This window comes from Rhodoligotrophos appendicifer (genome assembly GCF_007474605.1).
Taxonomy (GTDB): Bacteria; Pseudomonadota; Alphaproteobacteria; order Rhizobiales; family Im1; genus Rhodoligotrophos; species Rhodoligotrophos appendicifer.
In genome coordinates, this window is the sequence record NZ_VHKL01000010.1 from 198326 (window position 1) to 213886 (window position 15561).

At 61.4% G+C, this 15561-nt stretch carries 15 protein-coding genes; 4 read left to right on the plus strand and 11 right to left on the minus strand.

Annotated elements, in window-relative coordinates; genetic code table 11:
- The first annotated feature begins 20 nt into the window (after window positions 1–20).
- From FKM97_RS21685 to FKM97_RS21700, 4 genes are all read left to right on the plus strand, one after another.
- Window positions 21–1049 (plus strand): TRAP transporter substrate-binding protein, encoded by a 1029-nt coding sequence (locus FKM97_RS21685; protein ID WP_144294533.1) that lies wholly within the window; start codon window positions 21–23, stop codon window positions 1047–1049.
- A 14-nt stretch (window positions 1050–1063) separates the two neighbouring features.
- The gene (locus tag FKM97_RS21690) at window positions 1064–1615 is read left to right on the plus strand and encodes a TRAP transporter small permease subunit (protein WP_144294534.1); all 552 of its coding nucleotides are present in this window, start codon (window positions 1064–1066) and stop codon (window positions 1613–1615) included.
- Window positions 1615–2901, plus strand: coding sequence for a TRAP transporter large permease (locus FKM97_RS21695; RefSeq protein ID WP_144294535.1), 1287 nt, complete (start codon window positions 1615–1617; stop codon window positions 2899–2901). The genes FKM97_RS21690 and FKM97_RS21695 overlap by 1 nt, the downstream gene beginning before the upstream one ends.
- A 78-nt stretch (window positions 2902–2979) precedes the next feature.
- Complete coding sequence (locus tag FKM97_RS21700) at window positions 2980–3357, plus strand: carboxymuconolactone decarboxylase family protein (protein WP_144294536.1); 378 nt, start codon at window positions 2980–2982, stop codon at window positions 3355–3357.
- Between the two features lie 62 nt (window positions 3358–3419).
- Here the strand turns inward: FKM97_RS21700 and FKM97_RS21705 are convergent, their stop codons facing one another.
- The 11 genes from FKM97_RS21705 to FKM97_RS21755 form a co-directional block, all read right to left on the minus strand.
- A complete protein-coding gene (locus FKM97_RS21705) occupies window positions 3420–4130 on the minus strand; it encodes an ABC transporter ATP-binding protein (protein WP_144294537.1) in 711 nt (236 codons plus the stop codon).
- Window positions 4117–4908 (minus strand): ABC transporter ATP-binding protein, encoded by a 792-nt coding sequence (locus FKM97_RS21710; protein ID WP_144294538.1) that lies wholly within the window; start codon window positions 4906–4908, stop codon window positions 4117–4119. The genes FKM97_RS21705 and FKM97_RS21710 overlap by 14 nt, the downstream gene beginning before the upstream one ends.
- Complete coding sequence (locus tag FKM97_RS21715) at window positions 4905–5849, minus strand: branched-chain amino acid ABC transporter permease (RefSeq protein WP_144294539.1); 945 nt, start codon at window positions 5847–5849, stop codon at window positions 4905–4907. The genes FKM97_RS21710 and FKM97_RS21715 overlap by 4 nt, the downstream gene beginning before the upstream one ends.
- The gene (locus FKM97_RS21720) at window positions 5846–6715 is read right to left on the minus strand and encodes a branched-chain amino acid ABC transporter permease (protein WP_144294540.1); all 870 of its coding nucleotides are present in this window, start codon (window positions 6713–6715) and stop codon (window positions 5846–5848) included. Before FKM97_RS21720 ends, FKM97_RS21715 begins: the two co-directional genes overlap by 4 nt.
- Before the next feature lie 3 nt (window positions 6716–6718).
- A complete protein-coding gene (locus FKM97_RS21725) occupies window positions 6719–7885 on the minus strand; it encodes an ABC transporter substrate-binding protein (RefSeq protein ID WP_170241059.1) in 1167 nt (388 codons plus the stop codon).
- Between the two features lie 19 nt (window positions 7886–7904).
- Window positions 7905–9005, minus strand: a complete 1101-nt coding sequence (locus FKM97_RS21730; RefSeq protein ID WP_144294542.1) for a mandelate racemase/muconate lactonizing enzyme family protein — start codon at window positions 9003–9005, stop codon at window positions 7905–7907.
- Between the two features lie 97 nt (window positions 9006–9102).
- Window positions 9103–9876 (minus strand): IclR family transcriptional regulator, encoded by a 774-nt coding sequence (locus FKM97_RS21735; RefSeq protein WP_144294543.1) that lies wholly within the window; start codon window positions 9874–9876, stop codon window positions 9103–9105.
- An 88-nt stretch (window positions 9877–9964) separates the two neighbouring features.
- The gene (locus FKM97_RS21740; RefSeq protein WP_144294544.1) at window positions 9965–11098 is read right to left on the minus strand and encodes an FAS1-like dehydratase domain-containing protein; all 1134 of its coding nucleotides are present in this window, start codon (window positions 11096–11098) and stop codon (window positions 9965–9967) included.
- A complete protein-coding gene (locus FKM97_RS21745) occupies window positions 11095–13167 on the minus strand; it encodes an acetate--CoA ligase family protein (RefSeq protein ID WP_246105214.1) in 2073 nt (690 codons plus the stop codon). Before FKM97_RS21745 ends, FKM97_RS21740 begins: the two co-directional genes overlap by 4 nt.
- Window positions 13168–13172: 5 nt before the next feature.
- Window positions 13173–14393 (minus strand): iron-containing alcohol dehydrogenase family protein, encoded by a 1221-nt coding sequence (locus FKM97_RS21750; protein WP_144294546.1) that lies wholly within the window; start codon window positions 14391–14393, stop codon window positions 13173–13175.
- 72 nt (window positions 14394–14465) lie between these two features.
- Entirely contained in the window at window positions 14466–15560 is a 1095-nt protein-coding gene (locus tag FKM97_RS21755) for a mandelate racemase/muconate lactonizing enzyme family protein (protein ID WP_144294547.1), read from the minus strand.
- Window position 15561 lies beyond the last annotated feature (1 nt).

Below are 15561 nucleotides of genomic sequence, written 5' to 3' on the forward strand. Positions count from 1 at the left end.
AATCACAACGGGAGGACGAGATGATCCGGCGACTTCTCAAGACGACGGTTGCGGCGCTGTCGCTTTTCGCAAGCTTCACGACGGTGCACGCGCAAGAGAAGATCACGTTGCGCGTAGCCGACCATTATCCGGTGAATGCCCCAACGGGCCGCTACACGGCAGGCTTCTTCATGGACGAAGTGAAGAAGGCAACGAACGGCGCGGTGGAATTCCAGTATTTCCCAGCAGAGCAGATGGGCAAGGTGAAGGACCTGCTGGCCCTGACGCAAAGTGGTGTCGTTGATATCGGTTTTGTGGGACCGTCCTACGTGTCCGACAAAATGCCACTGTCGGGCGTCGCGGAACTGCCCGGCACATTTGCGACGTCCTGTGAGGGAACTCGAGCTTATTGGGCTTTGGCCAGAGACGGCGGACTTCTCGACAAGACCGAGTTCCGGCCGAATGGCGTCCGCGTATTGCTTTCCGTCGTTCTGCCCCCCTATCAGATCTTCACACGCAATTCGCTGGATGGCATCGCCGGTGTCGAAGGGTTGAAGCTGCGCTCGGGCGGCGGCGCGCAGGACCTCACCATCCGCAAGCTCGGCGCCGTTCCGATCCGTCTGGCGGGGCCGGAGGTCTATGAGTCACTGGCACGGGGCACCCTGGATGGGGTCGTGTTCCCTATCCCGTCGATTGCGACCTTCAACTTGCAGGGCAATCTCAAGACCGGCACCGTCGGCGAGAACTTCGGAGGTTTCGCCGTCAACTACGTAATTTCGGACGCTAAATGGAAGAGCCTCCCGGATGCAGTCAAAAACGCCATGCTTTCCGCCGGTGAAGCGACGACAAAGCACGCCTGCGAGATGTCGGACAGGGATCAGGAGCCAGCACTGGCAAAGCTGGAGGCAGCAGGCGTCGACATGAAGCCGTTGACGCAGGCGGACCAGACGAAGATCACCGAGTTGCTGAGGCCTGTTCAGACCGAATGGGCCACTGCTCTGGATAAGCGAGGCAAGCCAGGGGGCGAGGTCTTAAAGGCGTTCCTCGCGGAACTCGGAAAAGCGAACTGAGTCCCGGGGCAGGCATGGGCAAGCTGCACCGATGGATCACCGCCGTCGAACGAGTGTCGGAGGCAATCTCCGGCTTCGTCGTGCTGGCGATCATGGTGATCGTCGCAATCGACGTGGTCATGCGCTACGCCTTCAACGCGCCGCTCTCCTGGTCGTTCGACGTCATTTCGATCTACCTGATGGCGGCGGCGTTCTTCCTGTCGGCATCGGATACGCTGCGGCGCGGCCATCACGTTGCGGTGGACATCGCCTATGAGCATTTTTCACCTCGCTTGAAGATCCTGTCAAAGCTAGTGGGCTGGATAATGTCTGCCGTGGTCTTCGGGCTGATGGCCGCTTTGGCCGCCAGAAGCGCATTGAGCCGCTGGGAAACTGCGGACGTCATTGCCGGCGCAATCGCCTGGCCAACCTGGATCCCGTCGGCATTGGCCGCCTTCGGCCTCAGCCTGCTGACTTTACGCCTTGTCGTCGGCTCGCTCGGCGCCTTGGCGAGTTTGCTCACCGGAAATGAGCGTTTCGCCGCTCCGCTCCATGCGGACATTGACCGCGTGGAGGATACGATCTGATGCTGCTCACTTCCATCCTCCTATTACTGCTCCTCCTGCTGTTTATCGGTCTGCCCGTTGGATTTGCCCTGGCCATCTGCGGGTCGCTGGGCCTCTACGGCATGGGCGGCATGCCCATGCTGCTCGGCATCCTCGACACGGCGCCCCTGTCCTCCGTCACCTCGTATGAGCTGATTTCCGTGCCGATGTTCCTGCTCATGGCGGAATTCGTCATCCTGAGCGGGATTGCGGATGACCTGTTCAAGGCAGCCGCCATATGGGTCGGACGGGTGCCGGGCGGACTCGGGATTGCGACCGCCATCGCTGGCGCGGGGTTTGGAGCGATCTCGGGCTCGAGTACAGCATCGGCAGCCACGCTTTCCGCCACCACCATTCCAGCAATGTTGAAGCAAGGTTACGAGCCGAAAATGGCCTGCGGGGTGGTCGCCATTTCCGGCACCCTGGCCATGCTGATCCCGCCGTCGATCGCGCTGATCCTGTTCGGCATTATCGCCGACGTGAATATCGGAAAGCTGCTGATCGGCGGCATCATTCCGGGTCTCCTGGTGACGGCGACGATCGGGTTTACGATCTATGCCTTGGTGCTGCTTGATCCGAGCCGGGCTCCTGCGGGCCGCGCCTATTCGCTGCGCGAAAAACTTGCCTCGCTGAAGGTGGTCGGCCCCATGGTCGCCCTGTTCATGGCAGTGACCGGCATCATCTATCTCGGCATCGCCACACCAACTGAGGCCTCCGCGATCGGCGCGACGGGCGCCCTCCTGCTCGCGCTTCGGGAGCGCAAAGTCACCTGGTCCAAGCTGGTGAAAGTGGTCGCCGCAGCAGCCTCCACGAGTTGCATGATTTTCCTGATCATCATGGGCGCGCGGATCTTCGCATTCTTCTTCACCTTGACCCAGGTCACGCAGGATTTAGTGGGCTGGATTTCCATCATGGAGATCTCTCCCTACGTCATCATGGTCGCGATTCTTTGCGGCTATTTAATTCTTGGCTGCATCATGGACCAGGCCGCGATCCTGATCCTCACAGTGCCCATCGTGCTGCCCGTGGTCGTCGCACTCGGATTCGATCCCGTATGGTTCGGCGTCATCGTCATAGTCATTGCAGAGGTCGGACTGTTGACGCCGCCCGTAGGGCTCAACGTGTTTGTCGTGTCCCGTTACACAGGGCGGCCCGTGGGCGAGGTTTTCGCCGGGGTCTCGCCCCACATCTTCGCTCACCTCATCATCATCGCTCTGATGGTGATCTTTCCCCAAATCATCCTCTGGCTACCGTCGCATATGAACTGAGCACCCGGGTCGTCGTGCCCACCGCACCACGATCAAACATAGAAGAATGGTTCAATTTCAGTAACAGGAGAGATCTCGATGCAGGACAGTGAGGGAAAGAAGCATTTCATGGAGACACTGGGCAATATTCCCGAGCCCATCCGAGCCATGGCGGAATACCAGCCTGAGGTGTTTGAGGGTTATGTCCGGATGCGAAAAGCCATCTATGGCGAAACCCAGACCCCCAATCTTGACCTTAAAACAAAGGAACTGCTGTACGTCGTTCTCGATATCGTCACGGGGAATCTCGACGGCGCCAAAAACCACCTTCAGGCGGGCATGAAGGCCGGCCTCACCGTCGGAGAGCTATCGGATGCCTGCATGCAGGTCATGCATGTGTGCGGGATCACCACCTGGGGCAAGACGGGCTGGAAGGTGGTCGACTACGCCAAGGAGATCGAGCAAGGCAAGGCCTAGGCCTTTTCAAGTCATCCCGGACCCGGCGAAGCAAAGTTCCGGGATGACTGTCTCTTGAATGCCTAATCCAGGCCCAGATAGCTGCGCCTAACGACTTCGCTGTCAGCCAGATCGCGGCTGGGCCCGTCAGCGATCACCGTGCCGTTCGCGAGGATATAGGCACGAGCGGAAACGGCGAGGGCAACCTGCGTGTTCTGCTCGACCAAGAGGATCGTGACGCCGGCTTCACGGTTGATGCGCAGGATGATACCGAAGATCGCCTCGATGAGACGGGGGGCTATTCCCAGCGAGGGCTCGTCCAGCATGAGTAGCTTCGGGCGGCCCATGAGGGCCCGACCGATCGCCAACATCTGCTGTTCGCCGCCGGACAGGGTCGAGGCGATCTGACGGCGGCGGTCCTTGAGCACCGGGAAGAAACCGAAGACCTGTTCGATGTCCCGGCCGATCGTGCTGCGTTCGTGCCGCAGATAGGCGCCCATGGTGAGGTTCTCGTAGACGCTCATACCGATAAAAAGGTCGCGCTGCTCCGGGACCAGGGCAACGCCCAGCCTTGCGATCCTGTGAGGTTTCATGCCAAGCAGCGGCCTCCCCTCAAGGGCAGCATTCCCACCGGTCGACGGCATCAGGCCGCTCAGCGTTGCGAGAAGCGTCGATTTGCCGGCGCCATTCGCGCCGAGAAGAGCGACGATTTCTCCGCGCTCAACGTGCAACGACACGCCCCGCAGTGCCTCGACGCCACCATAGCCCGCGGAGAGGTTTTCAACCGAGAGCATCGGCAATCTTTCCGGTCCCGAGATAAGCCTCGATCACCAGCGGGTCGCGCTCGATCTCGTGGCGGCTGCCACTTGCGATGCGGCGGCCGAAATTGAGGACGGTGATGCGATCGGAAAGATTCATCACGAAACGCATGTCATGCTCGATCAACAGTACGGTGATCCCGCGTTCGTCCCGCATACGGCGAACGAGATTGGCCACGTCGCGGGTCTCCTGGCTATTGAGTCCTGCCACCAACTCGTCGAGCAGGATCAGCTTCGGACGGCCGGCGAGAGCCCTGGCGAGGCCCAGAAGCCGGCCCTGGCCGCCCGTCAGCTCGGCTGCAGGGCGGTCCGCGTAGGTAGCCAGCCCGACATAGGCCAAGGCAGCCCATGCACTCTGCTTGGCGTCTTCCGCGCTTAGACGGGCCTGGGGTGGCGCGAACAGCGCGTAAAAGAGGCTCGGCTTGCTCAGCATAGCAGCACCGACCACGACGTTATCCAAGGCGGAAAGTTTTGGAAAAAGCTCCATATGCTGGAACGTCCGGGTGAGGCCGAGACGGGCCAGATCGTGGGGGCGCGTGGCACGCAAATCGTGACCATCAAAGGTGATTGTGCCGGCGGTGGCTGCATAGATCCGGGTGATCAGATTGAGCACTGTGGTCTTGCCGGCGCCATTGGGGCCGATAAGCGCATGGATCTCGCCTTGTTTCACATCGAGGTCGACGCCATCGACGGCAACAAGACCGCCGAAGCGCTTCGTGAGGCCGCGGGTCTGGAGCAATACGTTCGTGCTCATGGGCGCAGCCGCGCCGAGAGACGCTGCGATCCCCGACGGATAAGACCGGCGATCCCGTCGGGCATGAGGATGATGCAGGCGATAAGAAGCAGGCCGAAACCGATTTCCTGGAAGAATTGAGAAGACCGCAGCAATTCGCTGCCGAAGGTCAGGACGATGGCGCCGAGGACGCCGCCGGCGAGGCTTCCCATACCTCCGACGACGATCATGGCAAGAACCTTGATCGTCTCGAAGACGGTGAAACCCTGGGGAGTGATGTAGGAAAGGATCATGGCCAGCATGCCCCCAGCAATGCCACCAAAGAAGGCACTGACGCCATAGGCCAGGAGGCGGGTTCGAATGAGATTGATTCCCGCGGATTGAGCGGCGATCTGGCTCTCGCGCATGGCCACGAAGGCGCGGCCGAGCTGCGAGCGGACGAGATTATGGGCGATCAGGATCATGACAACGGTGAGGGTTACAACAACAAGGTAGGTCGAGACACCGCGGCTGAGGCCGAAGAGCTGCGGCCTCGGAACGGGCAAGCCCTGGAACCCGTGGGTGACATCTGTCCACAGGACAAGCACCAATACCACTGTCTGGCTGAAAGCGAGGGTCACAAGGGCGAGATAGAAATGGCGAAGACGCAACACGATGGCTCCGATGATCAGGCCGGCGACCACCGAGACAAGAGCTCCACAGACAAGAGCGAGACTGAAATGAAGCCCATAGCGCTCCTGGACCACCGCAGAACCATAGGCGCCGAGGGCGAGGAACGCTGCCTGACCGAAATCGAACTCGCCTGCATATCCCATGAGGATGTTGTAGCCGGTCGCGAAGACCGCATACACGCAGATAAGATTGATCAGGAGCAAGGAATAGTTGTCGAGCAGCGGAGCTGCCGAATAAGCGATGGCGAGGACAGCGCAAGCAATGACGAGAGGGTGCGCGAGATGCTTCAAACCCGCCGCTCCAGGCTAGCGCCGAACATCCCCGTAGGGCGAATGGCGAGCACGGCCAGAAGAAGCACGAAAGTGGCAGCCGTCTGAAGATCGGCGCGCAGATAACCCGCTACCAGATTTTCGGCGATTCCCAGCAGGATCCCGCCTAGGATCGCACCGGGAATTGAGCCAAAGCCGCCGAGCACGGCAGCGGTAAACGACTTCATGCCGATGTCGCCCATATCTGGATCGACGAGCAGGAGGGGACCGAGAAGCACTCCGCCGAAGGCCGAGAGGACAGTGCCGATGATCCACGTGATCGAGAAGATCAGGGGAACATTGACGCCCATCAGGGATGCCGCCCGTCGGCTCTGGGCGGTTGCCCGCATCGCCTGGCCAAGCCGGGTGAAATAGAAAAAGCCATAAAGGGCGCAGATGACGACCACGGTCGACCCGATGATGACAGCTTCCTGAAGGGTCAGCAGCATTGTGCCGAGGTGCAGCGGGGTGGATGAGATCGGTGATGGCAGATGGTACGCATCCGCTCCCCAGATCAGGCGGGCCACCCCCTTTAAGACAGTCGCGAGCCCAAGAAGGGCGATGACCCTAGACAGCATGGGAGCGCTGATCAGGGGGCGGGATACGATCCGGTCGAAAACGACATATCCAACCAGCCCGGCCGCCCCTAGCGTCAGAACCAGGGCGAGCCAATAGGGCATCTCCCAAAGCTTATAGAAGGTCAGGATGAAATAGGCGCCCAGCATCATGCTTTCGCCGACGGCGAAGTTCACCGTCTCGGTCGCGTTGTAGATCATGGTGAAGCCAATCGCGACAAGCGCGTAGATGCAGCCTACGACGATCCCGCTCAGGATAAACTGCGCAAGCATGACCTACTTCATCTCATCGCCGAAGAAGACCTGCTTGCCGCCTTTGTAACCTTCCAGATATCCGCCCTTGACCGCCCGGTGGCTCTCTGCCGTAACCTTAAAAGGGTAAGGCATTTCGACCGCGGGGAAGGGCTCCATCCCTTCGAAGGCCTCAGTAAGGGTTTCGTTGGTGAGATCCTTGCCCGCGGCCTTGAGACCAGCCAGGAAATACTTCGTGGCGGCGTAACCCTGGGCGGCCCAGACGATCGGCTTCTCGCTGCCAAATTTGGCCTGCCATTTGCCGATGAACTCCTTGGTGCAGTCGGTGCCGAGGGCGCAGGCCAGGGGGCTGACAGCGTAGTATTCGATGGGCGCTTCGCCGGTCACAAGCTCGATAATCGCAGCTGACGAGCCGCCGCCGAAGGACAGCATCGGGATGTTAACCTGCTGCTTGTGGATCTCGCGGATTATAAAGGCGAGCGCCTTCGGTGTGCCTCCATGGATGATCAGGTCGACCCCAGCATCCTTGATTTGCGCGATCTGGGTGCCGGCGCTTAGCGCGTCTGGCTCGATGGTTAGATCGAGTGAGATGTCCAGCCCGTATTTCTTCAGCTGCTCCACCGTTGCTTCATGCGTGATGGTGCCATATTCGCTGCGCTCGGCGATGAAGGCGATCTTGGTCGGCTTCATCGAGGCCGCGAGTTTGGCGACGGGGATCGCCTGGTCGTCCAGGGTGAGCTGCGCCTGGAAGGTCAGCGGCTGGAAGGGGACCGTGAGGCCGGGCGTGGACGAGGCCGGCGACCAATAGATCATGTCGTTTTCTACGACACGCGGATAGGCGGCGAGCGCTACCGGCGTGTACGGACCACCATAGATGAGGAAGACCTCATCGCGGTTCATCAGCTTGGTGACGGCGGCAACTCCGGCCCCAGGATCGCCCCGGTCATCCTCCACGATGAGCTCGACCTGGCGGCCATTGACACCGCCCGCTGCATTGGCCTCATCGATGGCAAGCTGGGCGGCCCGTTGATACGCAAGCCCGAAAACCGCAACAGGGCCCGAGAGGGAACTGTGCATTCCGATCGTGACCTTGTCGTCGCTTACGCCCTGCTGAGCCAAAGCCGGCACAGCATACGCAAACAGCGCAGAGATTAGGACGGCCTTGGCCAAACCAAACTTCTTCAGAGACATGATTTCCTCCCACATGTTTTTATCGGTCGGTACGGAATCGAGTCAGCGCCTCCTCATCCAGCTCGCCGCCATGACCGGGTGTTTGCGGCAGTCGCAGCTTGCCTCCCTCGATCTTCGGCGGATTTTTCAGTATCCCTGCCTCGGCTTCGAGATAGAAGGAAAGCTCCCCTGGATAATGAGCGGTGGCGCGATTGGCAGCTTGGAATTGGGCACTCGTCAGGCTCCCAAGGTCCGTATCGCCCTGGCTGCCGATAACGGTTGCAAGACCAAAGGCTTCGCACAGCGCGACGATGCGGGATGACCGGGCATAGCCGCCGCGAGCGGTCTTGATCGAGATGAAGCGGCAATGGCCGCGGCGAATTTCCTCGACGACTTGCGGGATATCAGTCGCGCTCTCATCAGCCATCAGCGGCAGCCGGGTGGCCCGGGCCACGTGACCCCGCGTTTCGCGGTCGGGCCCTGGGCAGGGCTCCTCGACCCAGGCGACGCCCGCATCTTCCCAGCGTGGCACCGTCGCGATGGCGGTTTCCAAGTCGTAGCCATGGTTGCAATCGACAGTAATGCGGATCTCGTCGCCAAGTTTGGCGCGAACGCCGTCGATCAGCGCCGTGTCGCGTTTGGCATCAATTCCGGCCTTGAGTTTGAAGGTAGCAATCCCGTGCTGCTCTCGGATGCGGATCGCTTCGTCGGCGACCTCCTCCACCGAGCCAAGCCCCAATATGTGGCTGACCTCCACCTCGTCGGCGCCTCCGCCGAGCAGGTAGCGAAGTGGTAGACCCACGGATCGTGCGACGAGATCGTGGCAGGCGATGTCTACTGCCCCCTTCGCAGTGGCGTTTTGCTCAATCTTTGAAAGTCGAGTCCGGCGGCTCTCGACGTCATGTGCGTCAAGGCCCATCAGAAGGGGAGCAAACCATTCGCGCACGGCGTGGGTGATGGAGGAGGTCGATTCGCCATAGACCATGGGTCGGGCCGGAGCTTCGGCGGTGCCAACCACGCCGTCAGCGGATCGGACACGAACCAACACATGCTCCAGGGCCGTGAGTTGGCCTGTCGCGAACGACACCTTCCGTCTCAATGGTATGCGAAACGGGATCGCCTCGACGGACGTAATTCTCATGCGTTATGTTTCCTATATGGAAACTATGTTTCTACTCAGGGTGAAGCAACTTGCGTCAGCTGTCAATTACACAGCGACGTCCAGACGCAGAGAAAGGCTAGGTACGGTCGTTGCCGAATGGATAGAGAGGACACCCCAGCCGCTGCGACAGGACACGAGCAGCCTTGTGGAGAATTGCCACATAACCGGGCTCGGCGGCGGGGGCCAGTACATGGCTTGGAAAGACCAGGGTGAAAGCCCCGACAACGTTCTGCTGTTCGGCCATGATCGGAACGCCGATGGTCGCCAGGCCTGGGGTCGTCTCATTGCGCATGATGTGAAACCCCTCCCCTCGGATCGCCTCCATCATGGCTGACAGCTTTCCCAAGTCGGTCTCCGTTTCCGCGGTCAGGGCAGGCAAGCCACTCTCCTTGAGAATGCGCAGCGCCCGGTCCTCTGGCTCGAATGCCAGCAGGACACGGCCTGCAGAGGTGGCATGAGGAGGCAGCCACTGGCCAGCGCGCCAGCTCGTATCGAGGAAGAGGGGTCCCTCGATGCCGACGAGATAGAGGATGTCATCCCCCACCATGACGCTCAGACGTGCACTATGCCCTGTCCGTTCGACCAGATTGCGCATAGTGGGCAGGGCTTCACGCGTTAGTCGATCATAATTGATGAAGCGGGCGCCTAGGGCGTAGGCACGCGCGCCTACGCCATAGCGTCGTGTCGTCTGGTTCTGCACAAGCAAACCGCTCTGGCGGAACGCCGAAAGGATTTTCGACACTTGGCTCTTTGGAAGCCCAAGCTTTTCCGAGATTTCGCCCACACCCAGATCGGGTTGCGCACCGGCAAACTGCTGGAGGACCCTTAAAGCGGTGTCGAGCGATTTCATCTGCGTGGTTCAGCTCTTAGCAAAGTTGTGACGCCGGGCGATCCAAGGACCATCGCCACCCGTGTCATGCCCTTTCTGCCGGTATTTGTCACCGGGCGTCGAGTTCGACAGCGGCGGTGCCGATGGCGGTCATCTCCCCACGCTGGTTCTCAGCTTTCATCTCGAGATCCACAAAGGCTCTGTCGCCATCCCGATGCTTGCCGGTAACCTTTCCAGAAACGAAGGTCGTATCGCCAAAGATCACTGGCTTTTTCACCCGAACGCCAAGGGTTCGCAGCGCCGCATCGTCACCCATCCAATTGGTGATGCAGCTTGCGACCATCCCGATCCGCTGAGGCCCGTTGTCATATGGCCCTGGCATGCCAATCTCGCTGGTCGCGACGTCGGCGTCCTGGTGACCGATAGAAGGGCTGACGGCAGCACCGTAATAGCTCTTGTCGTAGTTGTTGGGGAGCTTCTCCGGGGCATTGCGCGCCCAGTGACTGAAGAGCCATTTCAACTTTGTTGATTTGTACCCTGAAGTGCCGACAGCCCCGGCATAATAGCACGTCATGTCCAGACGATTGATGGGGCCGCGGGCGATCTTGGGAACGACATCACCCACATTCACGTCGTCGAAACGCAGTGTGTCGCCCCCGCGGCGATATTCGTTGAGTACCATGTCCTCGATCGTGCGGAGTTCGGACTCCGTGTAACGATGCTCTGAGAGAGGCTTGTATCGTAGTCCGCCTTCGGCGGTGGCACGAGGGACGCGAAAGCAATGCGACATGCCTTTCGCCACCAGCTCTCCGTCCTCCGCAAAATAACGAACATCGCCGGTCTGGACGATCATTCGTTTCACCAGCCCTCCAGCAACCTCCACCGCATCTGCCAATGTAGCCTTGACGGAAATCTCCTCGTTGCGCCGGATCGGTCGGTAAAAGGTCCAGTCGGTGCCCGAATAAATCCACTGCACATCGGGCAAACCAGGCGCGACGACGGCGTCAAAAATCCCATAGCAGAATGTCGGCGGCGCGATGATCCCGCCCCAGCGCGTTTTGGCGGCATAGGCGGGGTCGCTCCACAGCGGATTATCGTCTCCGAGACCCCAGGCATAGTGGCGAATGCTGTCGCGGCTCGCTTCGTAATTCCATTGCTCGATTCGGAATTCCTCGCCGATCATCTTGCGGGCCTCAGCCAGCGCATCTGGTCCGAGGCCGGGGGCAAGCAGTTGCATGTTCATGGAGTTTCTCCTTGATGTGTTGTAACGGGCACGACCAGCGCATCTACCGCGACAGCACCTTGCTGCCGGACAATGAGTGGGTTGACATCCACTTCTGCGATGGAGGGCGAGGCATGGAAGACATTGCCGATCCGGGCGATAATCTCCGCTGCGGCGGCCAAGTCGAGGATCGGCTTACCCCGCGCTCCCTGCAGCATGGGAGCAATCCGCAGACTCTCGATGGCGCCGCTGACGGCTGCTGGCGAGGTGGGCAAGGGAAGGAAGGCGACGTCGGCCAGAACCTCGGTGAAGATGCCGCCTGCACCCACCATGAGTACCCGGCCTAACTCTACATCGACAGAACAGCCGACGATCAGCTCGACGCCGTCACTGACGAGGGGCTGGACCTCGATGCCGTCCACCTGTGCGCCCGGCGCCTTTTCGGCGACGGAGCGCATGATGTCGCCGAAGACCGCGGCGACCGCGTCCGCGCCACGGATGCCGATGCGGACGCCGCCGACCTCGGTTTTATGGGCAATATCGGGCGAGACGATTTTCAGCACGACGGCCTCGGCCTTGGCAGTTGCAACCGCCTCGTCGACAGTGCGGCAGAGGCGGGTCTGGACCAGCGGCACTTTCGCAGTGACTAGAAAAGTCTCCGGGGTGGCGGCACTTCCAGAGCCTGCGGCCAAAGCGACGAGGCTCGCGGTGCGATGGCCCGACAGGGCTGCCAACAGCCGCTCGGCGGTCGGCACGACCAGGACATTTGCAGCAAGCAAGGGCTGGCGATCCTCACGGGCAAGCTGATCGCTGGAGGACAGGAAGGTCAGGCCGACGCGCTTGCCCTGGGCCTTGGCATGATGGCCAAGTTCGGCGATCCTCGGGGCCAGCGCCCGATAGTCGTGGGCGAGGCTGGTCAGCACCAGGATCAGCGTCTCCACTTGCGGATCGTCGAGAACCAGACGAGCGGCCTGCATGTAGCTGCCTTCATCGGCGAAGAGGGCAGTGTCGACCGGGTTCGCCACGGACATCTGGGGTGGGAGGAGCACGCGGAGGGCCCGGCTGGTGTCTGGAGTGAATTCCGCCAAGGGAATGCCGAGCGACTCCGCTGTGTCGGACATGAGGACGCCCAGGCCGCCAGAAATCGTTAGAATGCCAAGGCCGCCCGGCGTGCTGCGTGACGGGGGGCCGAACTTGTCGAAGGCCAGGCAGATATCGAGAAGCGCGTCCAGGGTATCGACCTCGATCAGGCCGCAGCGTCGGGCGAGGTCCTGCCAGACTCGGAAGGAGCCGGCGAGCTTGCCGGTATGGGAGATGGACGCTTTGCGGCCGACGGCAGAGCGGCCGGCGCGCAGTGCCACAATCTGCTTGCCCGCTGCAGCGGCACGGTGTGCGAGTGCGGCCAGGCGGTCGCCGTCCTTCACGCCTTCAATGAAGAGTGCGATCAGCTGCGCTTCCCCGTCGGCAATGAAATGCTCGACAAGGTCTAACAACCCCAGATCGGCCTCGTTGCCGGTTGATATCCAGGCGCGCAGAGCGATGTCGAGGTCGTTGAAGCTCTGCAGCAGAGAGTTGCCTAGGGCACCGCTTTGAGTCGCCAGCACCAGCCTGCCGGGGCGTGGCATGCGGCTGCGCAGCACTGTCGAAAATGTAGCCGTGACGGCAAGGCTCGGAATGAGAAGGCCAACGCAGTTGGGCCCGACCAGACGGGTGCCGTAGCGCTCGCAGATTTCCACCAGGCGATCTTGAAGAGCCCGGTCGCCGGCCTCGCCAAAGCCACTGGCAACGGAAATCGCAAACGGGATACCGCGCTTGCCGCAGGCCTCCAGAGCGTCGGGCACTGCGGGTGCCGGCAGCAGGATGAGAGCCAGGTCGATGCCATCGGGCAACGAGGCGATATCGGGATAGCAGCGGATTCCGTCTATGTCGGTGTAGCGGGGATTGACCGGCGCGATCGTGCCATTGAAACCGTAGCGGCGGAGATAGCTCAAGGGTCGTCCGGAAAGTTTTGCCGCATCCGGCGAAGCACCGACCACCGCGATGCCACGCGGTGTGAAAAGACGCTCCAGGCTGCGCGGCTTGGGAGGCATGACGTTCACCAGGCCGCCTCCAGCATCGCAAGAATAGGTGCCGCGTCGTTCGTGCGGCGCGGATTGAAGAACATGCCCCGGTCGCTCAGCGTGTGTTCAGCAATGGCGGGCAGCAGCGCCTTGTCGAGGCCAGTATCGCGCAGGCGGGTGGGAACCTTCGAGGCGCTCTGCAGCTCTCGAACGGCTTCGATGGCACATGTCGCAGCCTGCTCGGGTGTCAGGTTGCGGATATCTGCGCCCATGGCGTCCGCCATGCGAGCGAGTTGGGAGTTGGCAACATCGAGATTATAGGCAAGCGCGTGGGGCAGCATGATCGAGTTGGAGACGCCGTGGCCAAGACCGCCGAGGGCGCCGAGGCAATGGCAAACGGCATGATGGATGCCGACGCGAGCATTTGAGATGACCATGCCGGAGATGTGGGCCCCGGCCAGAACGCCCGCACGATGATCGACGGAGGCGGGGTCCTTCACCATGGCGGGAATGGCCTCGCTGAGAATTCGGATTCCCTGCAGCGCGAGGCCTTCGGATATGGGATTGCGCATGCGGGAATAGAGTCCCTCGGCGCAATGGGCGAAACCATTCATGGCCGTCGCAGCCATGAGCGATGCCGGAACCTCAATATTGGCCTGCGGATCCAGGACAATCAGGCGGCAGGCGAGTTTCACGTCCCAGAACAGCAGTTTGCGGCCATCCTCGGCGCGGATGCCAAGGCCTGGGGTGACCTCGGCGGCTGAGGCAGTCGTGGGCACGGCGATGACCGGGAGCTTCGGCTGATGCAACTCGGTTGGATAGAACTTGTCGGGCGGGACGAAGGAGGAGGCGTGGTCCTCGATCTTGCCCCCCTCCGCCACCATGATGGCGATGCCCTTGGCGGTGTCGGAGGAAGAGCCCCCACCGACGGCGACGAAACCGTCGATCTTCTCGGCGCGGGCGATCGCGGCACCCTTCGTGACTGCCACAGTGGAGGAATGCTCGACCACCTCTTCAAAGACGGTAACGACAAGGTCACCTAGGGCCTTCATCACCTTCTGGAAAAGCTGGGTCTGGCGGGTATTGCGGCCGGCCGTGACCATGACGCGGGTGCAACCGAGCTTGCTGACTTCATCAGCCAATGCGTCGATAGCGCCGGGCCAAAGGATGACCCGGGTTCCGGTATTGGAATAATTGATCCAATGGGTCGGCGTCACGGGAGGAAGGCTGAGAGAGACTTGAGCGCTTTCAATCATATCTGTTTCTTAATGTGAAACTATGTTTCTATTGTGCGGGAGGTGTGGTGGCCTGTCAACGACGGGCTGGCTTTATGTCACGCGAAACTGCTCCAGCTTGGACCGATCGATCTTCACGCCCATCCCGGGGGATTGCGGCACCATGAGACGGCCGCCGCGGATGGCTGGAATTTCTTCAAGCACGTTTCCGGCCAGGTTGAGATGGAAAGACAACTCGCCCGGCAGGGCCTGTGGTGTGAGATGCGCCGCACCGAATTGCGCCGCTGCGACCACGCCGACGCCGCTGTCTCCCTGGCTTCCGATCATCGGGCGGATGGAGTGGCCGGCGCACAGGCCAAGGATATCGCGGCCGCGACGAAAGCCTGTGCGGGCGAGCTTGATGCTCACGAGATGGATGGTCCCATCCGCAATCTCGCGGGCGACTTCCTGGGGCGTGGTGCAGCTTTCGTCGCCCAGGATCGGCACGCCGCCCTGACGAGCGACGATGTGGCGGGCGGCGCGGTCATGCACGGCGCATGGCTCCTCTGCCCAGGCGACGCCGTGGTCGGCGCAGACCGCCAGCATGCGCAAGGCCTCGTGCTGGCGGAACGCCTGGTTGCCGTCCACATAGAGCAAGGCCTGAGGCGACGCTTCGCGGACACGTGCCAGCATGGCGGCATCCTTGCCAGGATCGACCCCGACCTTCAGCTTGAAGGCGTCGATGCCGTAGCGCTCGTGGATGGCGAGAACCTGCTCGGCCATGATTTCGGGTTTGGCCGCGCCGCAGACATAGGTGGCGCGCAGGCTCTCAGCGCCCCCACCCAGCAGGCGGGCGCAGGGGATCCCAAGGGCCTGGCCCATGATGTCATGGAGCGCAAGGTCGATCGCGCCTTTGGCTGTGTGGTTGAAGGCGACCCGATCCAGCTCGGCCCAGACGGCATCGAGATGGAAAGGGTCACGACCAATGATCCCAGGCGCGAACCAGGTCTCGATGGCGGCGACGATCGAGCGCTGGGACTCACCATAGATGAAGGATCGTGACGGCGCCTCTGCGATGCCGGTGAGGCCCTCGTCGGTCTCGATCTCGACGAGGACGTGCTCGGTCGCGGTCATGACCGCCTGGGCGAAGCCGAGGGCTTGCGCCATGGGGATGGTGAAAGGTGTCGTCCTGATGTGGGTGATCTTCACG

Coding starts and splice junctions, on each gene's coding strand:
- FKM97_RS21725 (WP_170241059.1), bottom strand. CDS start 7,885: ATGTCTCTGAAGAAGTTTGGTTTGGCCAAGGCCGTCCTAATCTCTGCG.
- FKM97_RS21750 (WP_144294546.1), bottom strand. CDS start 14,393: ATGATTGAAAGCGCTCAAGTCTCTCTCAGCCTTCCTCCCGTGACGCCG.
- FKM97_RS21730 (WP_144294542.1), bottom strand. CDS start 9,005: ATGAGAATTACGTCCGTCGAGGCGATCCCGTTTCGCATACCATTGAGA.
- FKM97_RS21700 (WP_144294536.1), top strand. CDS start 2,980: ATGCAGGACAGTGAGGGAAAGAAGCATTTCATGGAGACACTGGGCAAT.
- FKM97_RS21720 (WP_144294540.1), bottom strand. CDS start 6,715: ATGCTTGCGCAGTTTATCCTGAGCGGGATCGTCGTAGGCTGCATCTAC.
- FKM97_RS21740 (WP_144294544.1), bottom strand. CDS start 11,098: ATGAACATGCAACTGCTTGCCCCCGGCCTCGGACCAGATGCGCTGGCT.
- FKM97_RS21695 (WP_144294535.1), top strand. CDS start 1,615: ATGCTGCTCACTTCCATCCTCCTATTACTGCTCCTCCTGCTGTTTATC.
- FKM97_RS21710 (WP_144294538.1), bottom strand. CDS start 4,908: ATGAGCACGAACGTATTGCTCCAGACCCGCGGCCTCACGAAGCGCTTC.
- FKM97_RS21735 (WP_144294543.1), bottom strand. CDS start 9,876: ATGAAATCGCTCGACACCGCTTTAAGGGTCCTCCAGCAGTTTGCCGGT.
- FKM97_RS21705 (WP_144294537.1), bottom strand. CDS start 4,130: ATGCTCTCGGTTGAAAACCTCTCCGCGGGCTATGGTGGCGTCGAGGCA.
- FKM97_RS21745 (WP_246105214.1), bottom strand. CDS start 13,167: ATGCCTCCCAAGCCGCGCAGCCTGGAGCGTCTTTTCACACCGCGTGGC.
- FKM97_RS21685 (WP_144294533.1), top strand. CDS start 21: ATGATCCGGCGACTTCTCAAGACGACGGTTGCGGCGCTGTCGCTTTTC.
- FKM97_RS21690 (WP_144294534.1), top strand. CDS start 1,064: ATGGGCAAGCTGCACCGATGGATCACCGCCGTCGAACGAGTGTCGGAG.